This is a genomic window from Mycolicibacterium elephantis DSM 44368, from assembly GCF_004014805.1.
GTDB lineage: Bacteria > Actinomycetota > Actinomycetes > Mycobacteriales > Mycobacteriaceae > Mycobacterium > Mycobacterium elephantis.
In genome coordinates this window covers 61,548-80,574 of sequence record NZ_ATDN01000001.1, presented here as the reverse complement: position 1 = coordinate 80,574, position 19,027 = coordinate 61,548, and the positions used below count along the sequence as shown (strand labels likewise).

General features: G+C 67.4%; 12 protein-coding genes, 1 pseudogene and 1 riboswitch. Of the genes and pseudogenes, 11 read left to right on the top strand and 2 right to left on the bottom strand.

Going from position 1 to position 19,027, the window contains the following annotated elements; genetic code table 11:
- Positions 1 to 3 precede the first annotated feature (3 nt).
- Genes MELE44368_RS00320 through MELE44368_RS00300 form a run of 5 tightly spaced genes read left to right on the top strand, consistent with a single transcriptional unit; the run spans position 4 to position 11,777 of the window.
- Positions 4 to 486, top strand: a complete 483-nt coding sequence (locus tag MELE44368_RS00320; protein WP_128106646.1) for a hypothetical protein — start codon at positions 4 to 6, stop codon at positions 484 to 486.
- Positions 486 to 5,477 (top strand): DUF6603 domain-containing protein, encoded by a 4,992-nt coding sequence (locus MELE44368_RS00315; protein ID WP_128106645.1) that lies wholly within the window; start codon positions 486 to 488, stop codon positions 5,475 to 5,477. Before MELE44368_RS00320 ends, MELE44368_RS00315 begins: the two co-directional genes overlap by 1 nt.
- Positions 5,478 to 5,524: 47 nt before the next feature.
- Positions 5,525 to 7,015: a hypothetical protein gene (locus MELE44368_RS00310; RefSeq protein ID WP_128106644.1), complete on the top strand. Its 1,491-nt coding sequence runs from the start codon at positions 5,525 to 5,527 to the stop codon at positions 7,013 to 7,015.
- Between the two features lie 4 nt (positions 7,016 to 7,019).
- Positions 7,020 to 7,988 (top strand): hypothetical protein, encoded by a 969-nt coding sequence (locus MELE44368_RS00305; protein ID WP_128106643.1) that lies wholly within the window; start codon positions 7,020 to 7,022, stop codon positions 7,986 to 7,988.
- A gap of 12 nt (positions 7,989 to 8,000) precedes the next feature.
- Entirely contained in the window at positions 8,001 to 11,777 is a 3,777-nt protein-coding gene (locus MELE44368_RS00300) for a hypothetical protein (RefSeq protein ID WP_128106642.1), read from the top strand.
- A gap of 8 nt (positions 11,778 to 11,785) precedes the next feature.
- Here the strand turns inward: MELE44368_RS00300 and MELE44368_RS00295 are convergent, their stop codons facing one another.
- Positions 11,786 to 13,141, bottom strand: a complete 1,356-nt coding sequence (locus MELE44368_RS00295; protein WP_164889991.1) for a flavin monoamine oxidase family protein — start codon at positions 13,139 to 13,141, stop codon at positions 11,786 to 11,788.
- Positions 13,142 to 13,238: 97 nt separating this feature from the next.
- Between MELE44368_RS00295 and MELE44368_RS00290 the strand changes: the two genes are divergently transcribed.
- Entirely contained in the window at positions 13,239 to 13,802 is a 564-nt protein-coding gene (locus MELE44368_RS00290) for a dihydrofolate reductase family protein (RefSeq protein WP_128106640.1), read from the top strand.
- A gap of 10 nt (positions 13,803 to 13,812) precedes the next feature.
- On the opposite strand, the gene MELE44368_RS00285 is transcribed toward MELE44368_RS00290, so the two are convergent.
- Positions 13,813 to 14,160 (bottom strand): hypothetical protein, encoded by a 348-nt coding sequence (locus MELE44368_RS00285; protein WP_128106639.1) that lies wholly within the window; start codon positions 14,158 to 14,160, stop codon positions 13,813 to 13,815.
- A 118-nt stretch (positions 14,161 to 14,278) separates the two neighbouring features.
- Positions 14,279 to 14,471: riboswitch (cobalamin riboswitch) on the top strand.
- Positions 14,472 to 14,559: 88 nt separating this feature from the next.
- On the opposite strand from MELE44368_RS00285, the pseudogene MELE44368_RS00280 reads away from it, so the two are divergent.
- The 5 genes and pseudogenes from MELE44368_RS00280 to MELE44368_RS00260 all read left to right on the top strand — a co-directional run.
- Positions 14,560 to 14,808 (top strand): annotated as a pseudogene (locus MELE44368_RS00280) (ATP-binding cassette domain-containing protein); the annotation flags it as partial.
- Positions 14,809 to 14,865: 57 nt separating this feature from the next.
- Positions 14,866 to 15,939 (top strand): ABC transporter substrate-binding protein, encoded by a 1,074-nt coding sequence (locus MELE44368_RS00275; protein WP_128106638.1) that lies wholly within the window; start codon positions 14,866 to 14,868, stop codon positions 15,937 to 15,939.
- Positions 15,940 to 16,085: 146 nt separating this feature from the next.
- The gene (locus tag MELE44368_RS00270; protein ID WP_128106637.1) at positions 16,086 to 17,456 is read left to right on the top strand and encodes a flavin-containing monooxygenase; all 1,371 of its coding nucleotides are present in this window, start codon (positions 16,086 to 16,088) and stop codon (positions 17,454 to 17,456) included.
- Positions 17,434 to 18,075 carry a TetR/AcrR family transcriptional regulator gene (locus MELE44368_RS00265; protein ID WP_241566421.1) on the top strand — a complete coding sequence of 214 codons (642 nt, stop codon included), beginning with the start codon at positions 17,434 to 17,436 and terminating at the stop codon, positions 18,073 to 18,075. Before MELE44368_RS00270 ends, MELE44368_RS00265 begins: the two co-directional genes overlap by 23 nt.
- Positions 18,072 to 19,004 carry an alpha/beta hydrolase gene (locus tag MELE44368_RS00260; RefSeq protein WP_128106636.1) on the top strand — a complete coding sequence of 311 codons (933 nt, stop codon included), beginning with the start codon at positions 18,072 to 18,074 and terminating at the stop codon, positions 19,002 to 19,004. Before MELE44368_RS00265 ends, MELE44368_RS00260 begins: the two co-directional genes overlap by 4 nt.
- Positions 19,005 to 19,027: the final 23 nt, after the last annotated feature.

The following is a 19,027-nucleotide window of genomic DNA, read 5'->3' as shown; positions in this document are numbered from 1 at the left end:
TATATGCGCGCTCGGTCGCTCACGATCGCCGCGACGGACCTCGAGTCGCGGATTCGGCAGCGGCTGATGGGCGTCGGTGCCACAACGCGCGCTGTGGTGTGGCAGGTCGGCGATCACGCCGTTCTCCTGCGGAGCGACCGCATCCATACGCGGCTGCTCGAGGGGTGGCTGGTGGTCAAGATCGAACTCGAAACCGACCAGACGGGGCGGCGGCAGGTCGAACTCGTCTACCGCTTGGGCACATCCAAGTCAGGTGGCGGAACCGGTGCGGCGGCGAAGATCAATGCCGCCACACCCGAGGCCCTTGCGCTCGCCGAGGTGTGGGGCGCAGATCTGCAGCGGGTCGTGTGGGACGCGGTGCTCGACGCGGTCGAGGCGGCGCTCACCGCGGTGCGGCGCAAGGAACCGCGTCAGCCGCTGGTGCTTCGCGGGTTTCACGCCGGCCGTGAGGGTTTCACGGTCGAGGTCGTGAGCGGGGCACGCTGATGGCCGACTTCTCTGTTGCGCTCATCGAACTCGGCAAGCTGATCGGATTCTTCGATGCGGACGGCACTGACGAGGGGACTGTGCGCTGGGTCTGGTTCGGGGGGCCGATTCAAGAGGCCTTCAAGGCGATCCCCGCGCAGCGGCACCGCATCGGCGCGATGCTGCGGGCCCTGTTGCCCGATCCGGTGCCGGAAGGTGGCCCGTTCACCGGCCCTCAAGACGATCCTGATCATGAGTGGCAACCCGTACTGATCATCGACGCGATCAACGGCGGCTTCGGAATCACGTGGAGCATGCCTGTCGACGACCCCCTCGTCGTCGGCATCGGCGCGAAGGCAAGCGATATCGGCGGCCAGCCGGTAAGCCTGACCGTGCTTGCGAAGGTGTTGCGCATCGACGCCGGGACCGCCGATCACGCACTCGGCGATGTGCAGTTCGCGGGGACGTTTCCGGTGCCCGATTTCCTCGCCTCGGGCGAAATCGACGGGGCCATCACCGCCACGCAGAATCCGCTCGAGGTGTCGGTCGACCTCACCACCGAGGCGGCCACCCTGCCCGAGCCGGACGCGCGAACAATGTCGTACACCTCGGGCCAAACCTCGCCCGAGATCCTGGGGTGGGACGCCGCGAGGTTGGCGGTGTTCGTGCTCAAGGCGTTCATCGCGCAGCGTGCCGCCACGGGAACCGAGCCCTTCTTCGAGCGGGTGCTCGAGCACCTGTTTCCGATGCTGGGCGACCCGCCCGATCCGATCATGCCCTTTCCGATCGTCGACGAGATGGGCCAGCCGGCCGACTTCACCGACTGGAGCGACAGTGTCCTTCAGGGGGAGGACGCAGCCGGTCCGCTGACCTTCCTGTGGCATCTGCGCGCGCTGCTGACCGGCAATGAAGACCCGCAATTCTGGCCAGGGTCAATGTTTTTCCCGCTCGTCGACGGAACACCGAATGGGAACCCTCCGACGATGGCGGATGCGCTGGACGACCAGCAGTACCCGCCGGCAGCCCCTGGCGCTGGAGCATGGGTGGGCGTGCTGACCGACCCGCCCGACGCCTTCACGTTCGTGATCGACCTGTGGAACGCGGCGTCGCAGCGGTGCCGGATCCCGATCGCCAAGTGGGACGGTTCCACTCTCACGCGTCCGCCTCTGCAACTGAATCCACTGGACCTCATCGGATTCGGCACACCCGAGATCGCGTTCGCCTCCGGGGAGCTGGCCCTCATCTCCCACACTGTGGCCGACGGACCGCTGCAGGGTGACTTCGCGATCGCACTCGCGCTCGCACAGAACCAGCCGCCTGCAATCGTGCTGAAGACCCCACCCGCGTTCCCCGATCTCTCGTTTCCACCCGATGCGACGACGCTGGCCGCCGACCTCACGTCCTCGATCGTCACCGTCGCGTCGGACGGCACCGAGTTCGAGCCGCTCACCAATGCGCTCGCCGCCCTGGTGCACGACGCGATCACCGGCCAGCCGGCCAGTGGACCGACGTTGCTCGCGGCTCTCGTCGCAATCGCGTCGCAAGCTGTCGGCGGTTCGGGCACTGACGTGGTACTACCGGTGGACGACGTCGAGCTCACTCTCGATCTCGCAGGGACCGACCACCTCACCGCCGGCGTGGCCTACGGTCCCGTCGACTCCGGTGGCGAGAATCCCGATCTGGTGATCGGGAAGCTCAGCGCCGGGGTCGACATCGTGCTGGGCAGCGACGACCGAGTACTCGACGGATTCCACCTCGGCTTCGAAAACATGCGCCTCGGTGACCGCGGCTCCGGCGGCGGCATCGTGGCGAGCCTCATCCCCGACATGCGCGAAATGCCGGGATTCGGCCTCCAATTGGCGTACTCGGCGTCGGTGGAGCCGCCCATCACGCTCACCGGTGGCGGAAAGATCCCGATTCAACGCACCGTGGGCCCACTCGAGATCGCGGCGCTGCTGGTCGATCTGCGCGAGAAGTCCCTTGCGATCGGACTGGATCTCGGGTTCGAGCTCGGCCCGATCGTGGTCGCCGCCTACGAACTCGGCCTGGAGGTGCGCTTCGACGACGGCGCGGTGACACCGTTCCTGCACGGGCTGGGCCTCGCGATGGACACCGACATGATCAAGCTGGGTGGCTTCTTCGCAGCGATGGAGACAGCGCAGGGCCAGACCGATTACGTCGGGGGTGCTGTCGTCTCGGTCGCAGGCTATTTCGAGCTGTCGGCGATCGGCGGCTACACCCAGCTGCCCAACGTTGACCCGTCGCTGTTCATCTTCGCGTCGCTTGTCGCGCCGCTGGGCGGGCCACCGTGGTTCTTCATGACCGGAGTCGCCGGCGGCTTCGGCTTCAACCGGGCGCTGCCGAACCCCGAGCTGATGCTCGACCATCCGTTCCTCAAGGTCATGCGGGGCGAGCTTGCGGTGAGCGGTGACGCGGCGACCGCGCTGAAGGAACTGAGCGTGCAGTTCGCCGCCGAGGAGGGCCAGTTCTGGATCGCCGCGGGCATCCAGTTCATCTCCTTCGGCTTCATCAACGGCCGCGTCGTCGTGGCCATCGCGTTCGGCCACAAGTTCTCGTTCTCGATCCTCGGCATGGCCTCGTTCAGCCTCGAACCGATCGCCTACATCGAGATCGGCATCCTCACCACAGTCGACGAGGAGAAGTTCGTGCTGCGGGCGTCATTGTCGCCCAACAGCTATATCCTGCATCCCGACATCTTCAGCCTGCAGGGCGACATCGCCTTGTGCGCGTGGTACGCCCCGCCGCACGACGGCGACTTTCTCTTCAGCATCGGCGGGTACCACCCGGAGTTCAAGAAACCCGAGCATTACCCCGAGCTCGTCCGCGTCGGAGCCAAGGCCACGCTGTACGAATTCGTTCATCTGTCCGTCGAGGTGTTCTTCGCCTGCACACCGCAGGCACTGATGGCCGGAGCCAAAGCGGCGCTGTGGGGCGAGTTCATGGGCATCGCCGCGGGCTGTGAGGTCTACGTCGACGTGCTCATCACGTGGGACCCGTTCTTCCTGCGCGCCGGCCTCGGGGTGGTGTTGTGGTTCGAGTTCTTCGGCAGGCACGAGATCGGTGTTCATCTTGACATCTACACACCGGAGTTCGGCGGCACCGCGACCATCGACCTGGCCATCGTCTCGTTCGAGGTGGCGTTCGGCGCCGAGATCGCCGAGCCGCCCGCACCGGCGATTCACGAGTTCATGGGCAAGCAGTTGGCACTACCCGCCACCGAACTGCCGCCCGCGACCGGACTTCAACAAGCCGGCGCGCGGGTACCGGCTTTCAACACCGCCGACAGCCCCGGCCTGCTGCGCGTCGAATTCCTCAGCGGCAGAGTCGGTGTGGCACCGGATGAGGACGCCGAGCAACAAGAAGGCACCGACCCGTCCGCACCGGTTCGGCTCGGCCCCGAGTGGAGCTTCCTTGTGCGGACCCGTCTTCCGCTCGACCCCGACGATGTGCCCGGCGACGGCGACGCCTTCCCGTCCGTCGTGGCCGGTGAGGTCAACCTGCCGCTCTGCCGGCAACTGGGGCTCACCTCACGCTTCGCGGTCACCTCGGCCGCGCTCGACGATCCCGAGGTGTCCGATGCAGTGGGCCGCTCCTGGATCACCGACTTTCACCCGGCGGCGACATTCGGGCCTTCGCTGCTCGACACCGGACAGACCGGAACTCAGGCCGCGGCGAAGCTCGACTCGGCCACGCCGTCGGTACCCCTCGTCGAGGGCATGATGGTCGACTGCGGCCCCGAGATTCCGCCGGCTCCGGCGCTCAACGCGTCCCGCTCCGAGAAGTCCACCAGCAGTGAGGCCTACCCGTTGCCACTCGGCGACGAGGCACCCGGACCGCTGATCGCCGTCAACGACCGCTTCTTCTTCGGAGCGACCCAATTGCAGGCCACGCTGCCCAGCGGTGGATCCCGCCGGAACTCAGCGTTGACAGCCCTGCGCGGCCGCACCCGCCGGCCACTTACCCTGAACCTCAAGAGCGCCGCGCTGCTCAACACCGTAAAACTTTCCGCCGGAGCCAGGTTCAGCGTCGCCGGTACCGCGGCCGCACCCATACCGCGCACCTCACCACCGCTGTCGCCGGCACGCGCGCTTGAACTGCAGCCGGTGTCCCTCAGGGTGCTGTCGATCCGCTCGGATCACGCCACCCCTTACCGCAAGCTGGAAACCGTCACGCCGGCGGTCAACTTCAGCGAGCGCCACCTCACCGATGCCTCCGGCGCGCGCGGGGTGATCCGCACGGACGTCGAACTGCCCGCCGGTGAAGCCCAGCGGCTCGAATTCGGCGGTGGCGGCGCGGCAGCGGTGGCGCTTCGCATGTCGGGTGATCAACACGTGCGGACGGTCGCGTTCGACGGCGGGGGCGGCGTCCTGCTCGACAGACACGCGCGTGGCGGCGGTGCACTGAAGCTGCCGGCGGGCACCACCACGGCCGTCCTCGTCGGAACGGGAAGCGCGGCGGCGCACGCCACGGCCGGTGTGGACAGCGACACGACACTGCTCGCGGTCAGCCCCCGAAGTTTCGTTGCCCCCGGCTGCGTCGTGACGACGCGAACCCCGCTGCACACCGTCGTTCACGCGCTCGACGGCATGCCCGGCGCGGAGCTCTTCGCCGGTGCACGTTCGGTGGATGTGGCGTTCCGCGCGACGAAGAAGGCCGCGGTCCTCGTCATTCGGGTCGTTCCCCTCGTCGAGCGTCCGGGGCCCGCTGAGCGCCAGGTGCGTTGGCGGGCGATCGGTGCACGTCTGCGTGACCTCGTTCCCGTTGTCGGCGCCGACGCGGTGAGCCTCACGATGGCAGTCACCGCCGACCGGGCATGGCGCCTCGAGGTCGACCTCGGACCCGAGTGGCGGCTCGACGGCATCGCGGTCGTCCCCGGCGGTACGGACCGCCTTGTCGCTGAACTGCGTCGCGGCGCCGGCCGTGACCTCGTCGACGACGCGATAGCACCGCCTGACGGCCTGACGAAGGTGAATGTGGAGGCGCGAGCATGAACCAGGTCTTTTCGAGCATGTTGCCGGTCGCTCGTGCCGGAGTCCCTGTGACGATCACGCCGACACAGACGTTGGATCCGAAAACCTCGGAAGCACAGGACAGCTCGCTTCTCCAGCTGACCGGACCCGACACGATCCACGTCCACATCGACGGTCCCCAGATCTCGCTGACCGCCGACCTCATCGCGGGGGTCTATCCGGCCCCGGGCAGCGAAACCTCACCGGACGAGTTCCTTCCGCACATCGCGTTCAATCGGCGCACGCTGCCATGGGAACGGCAGGGGCCGCAACCGGAGAGGGAGATGCCGTGGCTGGCGCTGCTGGTGTTCTCCGAGACCGATTTCGCGACCGCGACGCCGCCTGTCCGAGGCGGTCCGTTCCGGGGTCAACCGCGCCAGGCGCCGACGGTGAGCGTTGACAAGTCCGCGGTCGTCGACACTCCCGAGCCGACGCGTGACCACCTCATGAACACGCTCGGCATCCCCGGTGATGCACAGGTCAGCACGCTCACGGTACCCAACAGTGTGCTGCGGAAGGTGATGCCCAAGCCGAACGAACTCCCGCTGCTGTGCCACGTCAAACGCAGCGTCGTGGACGGCGTCGAAACCGACCACGCGATCGTCGTCGCGAACCGGCTGCCCAACGCCACCGCGCCAGAGGGGGAGCGGGCACCGATCCACCTCGCCGTGCTCGTCTCGGTGGAACGGTGGCCGCAGCTGTTCCCGGTGGGGCCGCAGCCTCTCATCATCACGGGTAGCACGACGCTGCTCGTGTTGCACCACTGGACATTCCGGCCACACGCCGGCGGCGACTTCGAACAGGTGGTGAAGGCGATCCGATACCGGCCCAACGGGGGTGTGCTGCGTTTCGGCAATCTCCCGGCCGACGTCTCCGAGGGCGAGGACGCGCCGTTGTCGGGCGACTTCCAATCGTTGCTCAACCCGAGCGGCACGTTCATCACGCCGCTCGAGCACGACCAGGATGTCGGTGTCGCCACCTACCGTGGGCCGCTGCGGCCGTTCGGGCCACAGCCGCGCAGTTCCGCGTTCGCGATCGCCGCGGCGCCAAGTGAATTCGAAAATGCCCCACAAGGCGCCCCGCTCGAGTACTCGCACGCCACGGCGTTCGAGCTGGGTCGGCTGCTCGCGCTGAACAACCCGGCCGTGCTCGAGGATCTTCGCGACATCCGCGCGACGGCCAAGCAACCCATCGAGCCACCGGGCCTGGTCAACCAGTTGCCCGATGCGCTGCAGAAGCCCGACTGGGTGCAGAATCCCCAGTGGGTCGACCAGCCCTGGCAGGACTTCGGCGGCCAAAGCCTGGTGAAGAACGAGGCTCAGTTCCTCGACCAGGGCGTCGCCGACCCGAGCGGACTGGTGGACCATCTCGATCGCTGGAACCTCGAGGACGTCGTCTCGACGGTGACCGGCATCGGCGCAGTCGTGAGCACACCGGTCACCGCGATCGATCTCGGCGTGATCACCGCTGATCAACTCGGGGTCGATTTCGCCGACGTCGCCGAAGCGGCACAGGAGTAGCGACATGGCCCAGACCCAGCATCTGTCGCCGCAGACCGGCGTCGACGCCGTCGTGACAACGGTCGGCGAGTACACGGTCACCGCGACCACTGACGGCCTCGAATTCGCCTCGCCGTCAAGCACTCCCGACTGGTTCATCCAGGGAATCAAGTTGTCGGAGGGGCTCCTTGAGTTTCTCACCGACATCCGCCTGCTCCGGCGCATCCCGCTGAGCTACCTGGTGCCCGACGCCCTGCTGCTGCCCCCCGAATCGATCAGGTTCTTTCACGTCAACCAGACGTGGGTCGACCGCGTCATCGATGGGGTGGTATCCAACACCAACCTCGGCACGGTGGACTTTCACCGCTCGCTCACGGTGCTGCAAGCAATCCGCGAGCAGGTGAACCCGGCCGAGGGGCAGATGACCGGCATGCTCATCCGCTCCGAGCTTGTGCGCCGCTGGCCGAAGATGATCGTCCGGGCATACAGCGTTGTCGATGCCGAAGAGGATTCCGACCAGAACGTCGTCGATGTCCTACGCGCCGAACCTGTCTCGCGTGATGTGTTCATCGCCCTGTTCGACGGCGAGCCGGCATCGGTGCATCTTCGTGAGCCGTTCGACGGCGTCCGGTACGGCGTTGAGTTCGACGACAACCGTCCCGCCGGGCAGGAATACACCGTCGACCGCCGAAATCCCGACGGGAGCGCGGCGACCGGTCCGTCATCGCTCGTCATCAGCTTTCACGATCAGGAACGCAGAACGGTCGATATCCGCAAGCTGAGCGACGACATCGTTCCCGGGTCTGCTGTCGGCGATCCGCGTGCCGTCGCGCTGCACCTCGAGCAGCGGCCCTACATCCAGGTGTTCACGCAGCCGACCGCCGAGCGGGCCGGATCGAAACCGGCTCCTCCGGAGGGGCTGCGGTTGCGTAACGGCCGATTTGTCGCGCTGGAATTCGCCGAGCACGCGCTCTTCCAAAGCGAAACGGATTGAGGAGAAGCCGCGATGTCCAAGCCGACGAAGGCGATCCCGATCGACGTCGCCGCCCGCGTGGTCCGCGCCACGACGACCGTTCCGATGCTCGGCGACCTGCCGTTCACCGCGACCGGTGAACTCGAACCGGGAATCCACCTGCACTGGGCGCTTCCGGACGCGCTGGTCAAAGCAGACGCGCATGAGTCGCGCCCGCCCAGGTTCCGTGGTGTTCCCGACCTGTGGCTTGTCGTGCGCTTCAACCCCGTCCGGGATGATGCGCCGCGCACGCACCGGGAGTGGATCGTCGACTCGGTCGCCGAGACGGTGACGCCCTTGGCCGAGTGGCAGCCGCCGACGGACCGCGCAACCGAGCGCATCCACACCGCGCCCGGAGTGCTCACCCGGATCTCGTCCGGGTGGGGCGAGTGGGCCCTCGACGAACCGTTCGATCAACTCACCACGGCGTACTATCCGAGCTGTCGCAGGCGCCTCGGATTCCACGACGATCTCGCCGATCTCGGACCGTCACCCACGGGGACTGTGAGCTACGCCGTGGTCGGCTGGTACTCGTCGACGTCGTTCGACCCGTTCTACCGCGGGCTGCTGCGTCGGCTCGACAAACTCGGGCACCGCGCCGAACTGAAGAGCTTCACCGAGATCGCGGCGCCGGTCGCCACCGGGAAGACCGGTGCGGAGCCGGCGTGGACCCCGCAGTTGAGCGTCAAGGATATGCCGGCGCCCCCGGCCGCCGAGACGACGATGCTGCTCAACAGCGCCAATCTCACCGGTGAGCTGCTACGCACCGGCATCGCAGCCACGGAGATGCTCAAGAACGCCTTCCAATCAGGCGGTGACACAGCACAACACGTGGTCGTCGACGCCATCATGCCCGAGTCACACCGGGCTCACACCGTGCTGCACGGCTCGATCATCGACGTGCCGGTTCGGCAGGCGAGCTTGATCGGCTTCTCGTCACTCAAGACCGACGGGGTCGTCCTGTATCCAAACCTGCAGCGGGCCATGGCAGAAGTCGCTGCGCGCACGGGGGCCGACACCGAAGTCGACTACCTCGACATGATGCTCGGCAAGCTCGGGCAGCAGTCGGGCACGACCGGCGGCGTCATCGATCTGCCCGGCGCCCAGCATGCCCGCACCTTCCAGGGTGTTCCCGGTCGCTCGACATGGTTTGCACGGCTGGACATCTACCCGAAGCTGAACCTGCAGAACCTCGGCGTCGCCCTCGCCGATCTCGGCGGCTCAGCGACAGCGCCCATAACGGGAAACTGGCCCGGCCTGCTGGCGAGGTCCGCCGCGATCTCAGCGGCCACCGCGGATCAGCTGCAGAACCCGATCGCGGATGCCGTGCTCAGCGAACCCCCTGCGGCGCAGCCGTCCGGGCCGAGCGACAGTGAAATCGTCGACTGGATAGGCGATCTCCGCGAAGCGTTCGCTGCCGCCCAGCAGACCGCAACGCATCCGATCGACCCCCGGCTGGTGCGTGTGCAGGACCATCGCCGAAACGCCGCGCCGAGCGCGCTGGGACCGTCGGCCGACGGATCGGGTCCCGCGCAGGCGGGCTGGTGGCTGGACCTCGGCGATCCGAACGCCCCCATCGACATCGCGCAGAACCCCGGCCATCGCGTGCTCGCTGAGCTGTATCGCGCGATCGCCGGCGCCCGGATTCACCTCCCGGACGCCGACCACCTCTTCGAGGTCCCCGGCCCACGGTGGTACCGGCCGTGGGCGCCGCACCTCGTGCTGTACGGCGCCAAGCGCCAGTTCCGGCACGGTGCCGACGGGCGCTTCCGGCTCGACGGGCACCTCGACACGCGATTCGCCGGTGAGCTGATGGTGGGTCTGCGCGTCGGCAACCACACCGTGCTCGGCAACGAACTGCTCGCCGACAGCGGCGCATTCAGCGCCCCGGGTGTGCCCGATTTGGTGTCCGGTCTGGTCGCCGAGCACGCGCTCGCCGACGCGGCAAACGCGCCGATCATGGCGCGTACCGCGCACCGCAGCGGCGACCGCGGTCGGAAACCCACTGCGGCTCAACTGACTGCGGCCGCACGCTCGATCTGGCTCAACCGCGGCGGTCTCCTCGACGACGAGCAGGCCGAGGCGATCGGCGCGATCGAACCGATCGGGACGCCACCGAGTGGGGTCGGGCTCCAGGCGTGGCGCGACTGGTACGGCCCGCTCTTCCTCGACACCGAAGCCACCCACCGGCGCAAGCGATTCAACGACGCGTGGACACTGCCGCCGGAGCATGTCGAGACGGTGGACCGTGACCCGGTCGTCGCGCCGGACCGCGAACAGGTAGTGCGGGAGCGTCATGTCGCGACCGTCACGGTCGCCAACGTGCTGCGCGAGACACTTGTCACCGAAACTGTGAACGGGCCCGACGGCAATCCGATTCCGAAAACGCCCGCGCCCCAAGGGGTGAACGCCGGCACATTCGACGCGCTCGATGTGGTGTCGGCTTCGTTGACCGGACTCGACGACGCACTCGCCGCCGAAGGACAGCGGGAACAGGGCGGATACCTGCACATGAATCGCATCCGCGTTTACGACACCTTCGGGGCCTCTGCCGATTGGTCGAGCGCCAGCACGACGCTGGATCCGCTGCCCGAGTGGGCCACGGCGGTTCCTGCCCGGCTCACCAGCTGGGGGCGGCTCCATCTGCGACTACAGTCGGCCGCTGCCCCCGACGTCGAGGCCACTCCGTTCGTCTCACCGATCTGCGGTTTCCTGCTGCCGGATTTCGTGGATCAAGCACTCGAGGTCTACGACGCCGACGGTGGACCGGTCGGCCAGATCACCGCGACTGACCCGATCGACGGCGACCTGGCTCCGGTCGCGGCCGCGACCCTAACCGTCAGCTTCACGCCGTTGCCGTGGGTCACGGTGCCCAGCGGAGAGCCGTCGACCGCGGCAATCACCAACGAGACCCTGCGCCGGCTGGTCGAGGCGCTGGTTGCGCAGACCCTCGCGGTGTCGGCGGGTGCACCCGGCTGGCACGAAACCGGTTTCACCGCAATGCTTCGCGTGTTCGACACGGTCCGGTCGACGCTCGAGCCCGGACCCAAGCATGCCGACGGTCGCGTGCGGCTGCTCGGCGAGCCCGTCGTTGTCCTTCGCGCGAGGGCGGTGTTCGAAGCGTCCGATGCGACGGTCACACAGCTACGAGAGGGACCATCGACGATCACCGATGCATCGTCGCTGCCGGTGCTGCGCTTACGCATCGGTGATGTGACCCGCCCGGAGGACGGCGTGCTGGGTTGCTTCGTGGAGGGGGCAACACCGGCCGACGCACGGTTCGCGCCGCCGAGCCTGCAGGCCGCCGAGGAGGCGGTGCTCAACCAGATGGTGACGAGCGCGGGGGTCCAGAAAACTCGGCCGATCACCCACCCGTTCGTCGCCGGCCAGGTCTCGGAGTTCGACCTTCCCGCGAACCAACCGCTCGACCTCGTCGTGCTGGCTGACGCCCGGGGCGGCATATACGCCACCTGCGGGATGCTCCCACGCAAGAACATCGTGATGCCCAAGGACTTCATCGAACCCGCCCTCGCCCGATTGCGGCCGACCTTCCGGGTGGGGCCGATCCTGGGGTTCGAGCGCGACGAGAAGATCGTGCCCGTGATGCCGGCACCGTTCATCGAGGGGCTGCGCGCGGCGTTCGTCCACGACGACGACGTGGAGTTCCCGGAGGTGCCGATTCCACCCGTGTTGGGGGTAGGGGAGTTGCCGCCCTCACGGGTGCGGCTCACCGAGGGGTGGGCACGCATGGTCCCGCAGGAACCCGGATGATCCGGACGTCACAGCGCGGCACGCACTGCCGCCGCTGCGCGTTCACCCGAGGCCACAGCGCCGTCCATGTAGCCCATTGACTCGATTGCCGTCTCCGCTCCGGCCCAGTGGATCGGCCCCACGGGCTCGCGCAGGGCGTGGCCGTGTGTCGTCCACGTGTTCGGCGGCATGAACGCGCCGTAGCAGCCGCGCGTCCATTCGTCTGCGGCCCAGATCTTTTCGACGTAGTCGAGAGGCTGCGCGGCCCGCGACCCGAACATCCGGGTGAAGCAGTCGACGACGGCGCCGCGGCGGGCCGCCGGATCGAGGCGCGCGTACGCGCGCGCCTGGTTGCCTTCGAGGAAGCCGAGCAGGACGCCGGGCGTGCCGGACGGTGGGGAGTTGTCGAAGAACACCTTCACCGGCCCGCTCAGCGACACCCCTTGACCGGACAACCCGTCGGCGCGCCAGAACGGTTCGTCGTAGACCGCCATGCATTTGATCACCGAACCGTTGGGCATGCGCTGGGTGAGCTGGTCGCGGTCGGCCGGCAGCGGCTCGTCGTACCTGAGCCGACCCGCCAGCGCGGGGCTCATGGCCACGATCGCCCGTCTGGCGCGCACCGTCGCAGTGTCAGCACGGATTTCGACGCCGTCGCGGCACCGTATCGAGCGCACCGCGACACCGAGGTGCACCGCATCGCCCAACTCGGCGGCCATCGCTGACGAGATTTGTTGCGCCCCGCCCACGATGCGGGTCTGCTGCGCGCCACCTCGCGTCGAAATCAACTGTGCCAGGCCATGGTTGGAGCTGGTGTAGGTCAGCAGATGCAGCAACGACAAGTCAGCGGCGTCGGCGGCCCACACGGCTTCACACGCCAGGCCGATGAACGAGCGGCCCAGCGAGGTCCGCACGTGACGTTGCACCCAGGACGCGACGGTCTGGCGGTCCCAGTCCAGTGCCCGTTTGGCCGACCACGGCGCCGCGGGATCGACCCGGCGTGCCATCCGCTCCAGCCGCGTCAACGCGATCTGCACGTCGGCCAGTCGCACCAGACCCGCCTTCGGAACCTCACCGCGATAACGGCGGACCCGGCCGTCGTGCTCCCACAGCTTCGCGCCGTCGTCGTAGGTGTCGAAGGTGGCGATGCCCAGCTGGTCGATCAGGGCGCGGATGCGCGTGTGGTTCGGTCCGATCCACTGCCCGCCGACCTCGACAACCGCATCGCCGAATCGGTCACCGAGACGGTGATTCAACGTGCGCCCGCCGACGCGGTCGCGGGCCTCCAATACGACGACGTCGACGCCGGCGCGGCGCAGTTCGCGTGCGGCCGTCAATCCGGCCAGTCCCGCGCCGATCACCGCGACGTCCGTGTCGATGTTCATCGTGCCTCCCGAGGGGCAATCTATCGAAGACGTCCGATGAGCTCGGGTCGGATGGAAGGTCATACGTGTGGACACCCACAAAGGAGAGAACCCGCACATGCGCAAACTGATCTACTCGATGACACTCTCGCTCGACGGTTACATCTCGGGGCCGCGCGGCGAGCACGACGACTGGGCGGTACCGGACGAACAGCTGCACCGCTTTCATAACGACCAGGTGGCGGCGCTCGGCGGGCATCTGCTCGGGCGTCGGCTCTATGAGGTGATGACCTACTGGGAGGGCTTCGAGGAACGCGAGCCTGACGCTCCGCGATATTCACTCGAGTTCGCGCGCATCTGGCAGAAGCTGCCCAAGATCGTGTATTCGACCACGCTGACGGAGGTCGAGGGCAACACGAGGCTCTCGACCGAGGATCCGGTGACGGAAGTCGCGAGGCTCAAACAGGAGCCGGGGGAGCCGCTGGCGGTCGGGGGAGCCGACCTGGCGGCGACGTTGATGCGGCACGACTTGATCGACGAGTACCGCATCTTCCTCGCCCCGGCCGTCCTCGGCGGCGGCACACCGTACTTCACCGCGCTGGAGCGACGAATCGAACTCGAGCTCCAAGAGACGCGCACCTTCGACACCGGCGTCGTCTACCTGCGCTACGCGCGTCGGTGAACGGGCGGCGCTAGAAGTAGATGACGCGCGGACCGCCCCCGCATTCGGGCGCACCGCCGTAGGGCCGACCGCCCTGGGGCTGCCCGTTGATCAACACGCTGCAGGACGCCATGCGGTTCCAGGAGCCCGGTCCGAAGGGGCCGCCCGTGCCCAAGCTCCACGTCTGCGAGTAGAACGAGCCATCGGGGAACGGCTCTCCGAGGCAATACCGTTGCCCGCCCTGTCCCGATTTCTGCCCGCCCGGACACCAATTGGCCTCCCCATTGGGGATCTTCGGATCGGTTTGCGCGGCAGCGGTCGGAACCGCGATGAAGGTCAGCGCAGCGGTGGCCGCGGCGACCGCGAAGAGCCTGATCATGTTTCCCCCAAGAGCCGATCGCGGTTCACCTGCCAGCTCACCGCGGTGTAGTCGATTGTCAGAGGTTAGCTGACACGGTCCGGCTAAGAACAGTTTTTGCGCATAACAGGGCTTGATAGGCTCAGCCGCTGAGGACGGTCGCATCCGTGCCATTAGCGGATGCCAGGGAACCCGGTGAGAATCCGGGACTGGCGCGCAGCGGTATGGGAGTTGGACTCGACACAGGTCACTGGAGGTCATGAAGGCTTCCGGGAAGGCGTCGAGTCCGGAACATCCCGAGTCCGAAGACCTGCCGTTCTCGTTGAGTCCACCGGTATCTCGCGTTCAGATACGAGCGCATCCGTGCTCAGCGCGCACGGGGTCGCGTGTCGGCGGGGGACCAGGACCATCGTGTCCGGTGTGGACGTGATGGTTCCCGCCGCGACCCGGCTGGCTGTGGTCGGCCCGAACGGCGCGGGCAAAACGACGCTGCTGCGGACGCTTTCGGGTCTCGATGCCCCGGCGGACGGGTCGGTACGGATCGACGGCGAGGATCTGCACCGGATACCGGCCCGGCGCAGGGCATGCACGATCGCCGTCGTCGGCCAGGAAGAGCGGCCATCTGGTGAGCTGACGGTTGCCGAGGCGGTCGGGCTGGGCCGGACGCCGTAGCTCCCACCTTCTGCTCACTCACGCGTACCCGGCGTTTCACCAACGATGAGGAAAATGACAGTGGCACGGAAATGCGCTACACCGGCGATCTTCGGCGTTGTGCTGGCCTTGGTCACCGGTTGCGGCTCGCAGGACGTAACCTCGGAGGCCACCGACACGGTGACGGTCACCAACTGCGGTGAGGAAGTCAGCTTCGAGCAACCGCTCGAGCGCCTGTTCGTCAACGACGGCGGGATGATCGCCATCGCGCTGGCCGCCGGGGCGCGCGAACAGATGGGCGTCGTCAGCTCCATGGCCCGCGACGTCGACGTGCTACGCCTCGAATTCGGTTCGCAGGTCGACGATCTCAACGAGGTGGCGCCTGCGCAGCCGTCACTGGAGAACATCGTCGGGGCTAGGCCGCAGGTGCTCTTCGCGGGCTACAACTACGGGATGGGGGAGGAACGAGGAATCACTCCGGAGATCCTCGCGGGGCACGGGATCGCGGTGTACCAGTTGTCCGAGGCGTGCCGGCAGGTGGAGGGGCAGTCGGTCCGCGGAACCATGGACCCGTGGGTCGCACTCGACACCGATCTGCGCAACATCGGCGCCATCACGGGGAACGCCGAACAGGGCGCGCGGGCCGCTGACGACATCGCCGCGAGGCTGGAAAGGTTGCGTGCCGCACCGCAACCCGAGGACACGCCGACGGTCTTCGTGTTCGACAGTGGGACCGACACCATCTTCTCGTCGGGCGCGTTCGGCGGGCCGCAGGGGATCATCGACGCGGCCGGGGCCCGCAACGCCACCGAGGACATTCACGACACCTGGACGACCGTGAGCTGGGAGCGGATCGCCACCGCCGACCCGGACCTCATCGTGTTCGTCGACTACCCGGGCCAGTCCGTCGAGGAGAAGATCGAGGTGCTGCGCAGCACCCTGGCCAGCAGGAACCTCAAGGCGGTCCGCGAGAGCCGGTTCGTCAACCTTCCTTATGCCATGTGGGTCTCCAGCCCGCTGAACATCGACGCCGCGGAAACCCTGCGTTCGGTGCTCGAAAAGCACGGCGTGGTACTGCAGTCCGATATCACGCCGAGTCTCGACGTGGCAGTGCTGAACCTCGCTGGCAACGACTGGCTGGCTATCTAGGTGCCGAGCGCTCATCCTTGTGGGTGCCGAGATCTACCCGGTAACAGTGCGCCAGGTCCCGTAGGGCGCGAGAACCGCCATTCTTTGACAGCTGTCAGAATTTTGGTAGCTTGTCGGTGACGCAGCTCATAGAACGGGTAGGGAACATGGCTTCATCACCCACGGTGGCGATCGTCGGGGCCGGCATCAGCGGCCTGACCACGGGCAAGAACCTCGCCGACGCCGGCATCGAGTACGACTGCTTCGAGTCGTCGGACCGGATCGGGGGCAACTGGGCCTTTCGGAATCCGAACGGTCACTCCAGCGCCTACCGGTCGCTGCACATCGACACCTCGCGCGATTGCCTGTCGTTTCGGGATTACCCGATGCGCGCCGACCTTCCCGACTACCCGCATCACTCCGAGATCAAGGAGTACCTCGACGATTACGCCGATGCCTTCGGACTTCTGAAGCGGATCCACTTCGAGAACGCCGTCAAGCACGCACGGCGTCTTCCGCACGGCGGCTGGGAACTCGACACGGCGGATGGGCTGACGCGACGCTACGACGCCCTGGTCGTCGCCAACGGGCATCACTGGGATCCGCGCCTGCCCGACTTTCCGGGTGAGTTCACCGGCGAGAGCATTCACGCCCACGCCTACATCGACCCCACCGAACCGCTGGACTTGCGCGGCAAACGCATCGTCGTCGTCGGCATCGGCAACTCGGCGGCCGATATCGTCTCCGAGCTCTCCCAGAAGTCCTGGCGCAACACCGTTTACCTGTCGACCCGGTCCGGTGCGTGGGTCGTACCGAAGTACATCTTCGGGGTGACGGCGGACAAGATCGCGCACTCGCTGCCCGTGATCCCGCTGTCGTGGCAGCGCCGGGCGATGCAGCCGTTCGCGCGCCTGATGTTCGGCGATCCGCAGAAGTACGGCCTGCCCAAGCCCAACCACCGGTTCCTCGAGGCGCACCCCACACAGTCGGCCGAGCTGCTCATGCGGCTGGGCTCGGGGGACGCGATCGCGAAGCCGAACATCGAACGGCTGGACGGCCGTTCGGTGCGGTTCGAAGACGGCTCGACCGTGGAAGCCGATGTCATCATCTACGCGACGGGCTACAACATCACGTTCCCGTTCTTCGACCGCAGCTTCCTCGAGGCGCCCGACAACCGGCTCCCGCTGTACAAGCGGATCTTCAAACCCGGCATCGACGATCTGCTCTTCATCGGATTCGCACAGGCGGTACCCACGTTGTTCCCGTTCGTCGAATGCCAGGCCCGGTTGGCCGCCGCGTATCTCGCAGGCACCTACCGGCCGCCGTCCGAGACCGAGATGTGGCGCGTCATCGCCGCCGACGAGCGCCGGTACGTCGGGCACTTCGTCGACAAGCCGCGCCACACCCAGCAGGTCGATTACTGGCACTACGAGCGCAACATGCGCACGCGGGAGCTGCCGGCCGGGCGGCGCCGGGTCGAGAAGTTCGGGCCGGTACAGCTGGCCGGCCGGGCGCGTGAGGCGGCCGGTGCCGCCTGAGCAGGCGGCCAGCTCACGGCGCAGCGCGCGCCGACCGCAACCGCGCGGCGACGAGCGGCGGCAGCGGCTTCTCGAGGCGTTCGAGGAACAGCTACAGACCCACTCGCTCGCCGATATCAGCGTCGCCGAGGTGGCTAAAGCGGCGGGCCTGAAACGGCCGGCGTTTTACTTCTACTTCGCCGGCAAGCACGAAATCGTCACCGAATTGCTCACCCGGATATTCCAGGACGACGTCTTCACCATCGGCGGTTTCCTGGCCGGCGGTGGCGATCCGCGTGCCTCGGTGACGGAGGCCATGACGCGGACGTTCGAGTCGTGGCACGCGCACCGCACCCTGTTCCGCGCGATGCTCGATGCCCGCGACTCCGACCCCGAGGCGCGGGCGATTTGGGAGCAGTGGCTGCAGCGCTACGAGGACTTCGTCTGCGATTTCATCGCGACTCAGCCCACGATCGACATTCCTGAGCCCAAAGCCATTGCCCACGCGCTGATCTCGATGAACGAGCGGGTGCTCGACCGGCACATCCGGTCTGATGACGGTCCGGAGGCCGCCGCCCCGCTTCTCGCGGCGATCGTCCATATCTGGCACACAACGCTGTTCGGAGGGGCTACGCAATGACATCCACGCGGATCCAGGTTCAAGTCGACGGCGACACCATCGTCGCGCGACGGTTCGGCGCGGTGTCGGATGCGCTGACCGGTCCGGCGGGCCGGCCGTGCGTCGTCATGGCGCATGGCTTCGGCGCCACCCAGGACAGCGGGCTGTTCGCTTTCGCCGAGGCGCTGGCCGGTGCGGGCGCTGAGGTCGTGACGTTCGACTACCGAAATTTCGGTGAGTCCTCCGGACAGCCAAGACAATTGGTTTCCCTGGGGGGCCAGGTCGCCGACTATCGCGCGGTGATCGACCATGCCCGTCGTCTCGACGGGGTGGACCCGGCCCGGATCGTCGCATGGGGCGTGTCGCTGGCCGGCGGGCACGTCATTCGGGTGGCCGCGGACGACCCGCAGTTGGCCGGGGTCATCTCGCTCACGCCCGCGGCCGACGGGCTGTCCGTGGTTTCCGAGATGCTGCGCACGTTCGGCCCGTGGCACATGCTGCGTGTGATGGCTTGGGGCATACGGGATGTCGCGGCGCAGCTGCGGCGCCGTCCGCCCGTGCTCATCCCGATCGTGGGTGCGCCCGGTGAAGTCGCCGGCTTGGGTGCGGAGGGAGCTGTCGACGAGATGCTGCGCATCGCCGGGCCCACCTGGCGCAACGAGTTTGCCGCGCGGATGGTGTTGGTGATGGGCAACCATCGGCCGATCGCGAGCGCCAAACGTGTCCGCTGTCCAGCGCTGGTACAGATCGCCGACCTGGACCGTACCGCGCCACCGGCCGCGGCCACCACGGCAGCGACGCGGATGCGAGCGACGGTCCATCACTATCCGTGTGACCACTTCGACGTGTATCCAGGGGCGGAGTGGCACGAGCGCGTCGTCGAGGATCAGGTCAGGTTCCTCGAGCGGATGCTGGTGCCAAGCGCGCCGCTTGATCGAGCAACGACATAGCTCGCTGCCGTTATGATGTTGCG

What these genes read in the sequence shown, in the direction of transcription:
- MELE44368_RS00320 (WP_128106646.1), top strand. Translation starts at nt 4, where the DNA reads ATGCGCGCTCGGTCGCTCACGATCGCCGCGACGGACCTCGAGTCGCGG.
- MELE44368_RS00315 (WP_128106645.1), top strand. Translation starts at nt 486, where the DNA reads ATGGCCGACTTCTCTGTTGCGCTCATCGAACTCGGCAAGCTGATCGGA.
- MELE44368_RS00305 (WP_128106643.1), top strand. Translation starts at nt 7,020, where the DNA reads ATGGCCCAGACCCAGCATCTGTCGCCGCAGACCGGCGTCGACGCCGTC.
- MELE44368_RS00300 (WP_128106642.1), top strand. Translation starts at nt 8,001, where the DNA reads ATGTCCAAGCCGACGAAGGCGATCCCGATCGACGTCGCCGCCCGCGTG.
- MELE44368_RS00295 (WP_164889991.1), bottom strand. Translation starts at nt 13,141, where the DNA reads ATGAACATCGACACGGACGTCGCGGTGATCGGCGCGGGACTGGCCGGA.
- MELE44368_RS00290 (WP_128106640.1), top strand. Translation starts at nt 13,239, where the DNA reads ATGCGCAAACTGATCTACTCGATGACACTCTCGCTCGACGGTTACATC.
- MELE44368_RS00285 (WP_128106639.1), bottom strand. Translation starts at nt 14,160, where the DNA reads ATGATCAGGCTCTTCGCGGTCGCCGCGGCCACCGCTGCGCTGACCTTC.
- MELE44368_RS00275 (WP_128106638.1), top strand. Translation starts at nt 14,866, where the DNA reads ATGACAGTGGCACGGAAATGCGCTACACCGGCGATCTTCGGCGTTGTG.
- MELE44368_RS00270 (WP_128106637.1), top strand. Translation starts at nt 16,086, where the DNA reads ATGGCTTCATCACCCACGGTGGCGATCGTCGGGGCCGGCATCAGCGGC.
- MELE44368_RS00260 (WP_128106636.1), top strand. Translation starts at nt 18,072, where the DNA reads ATGACATCCACGCGGATCCAGGTTCAAGTCGACGGCGACACCATCGTC.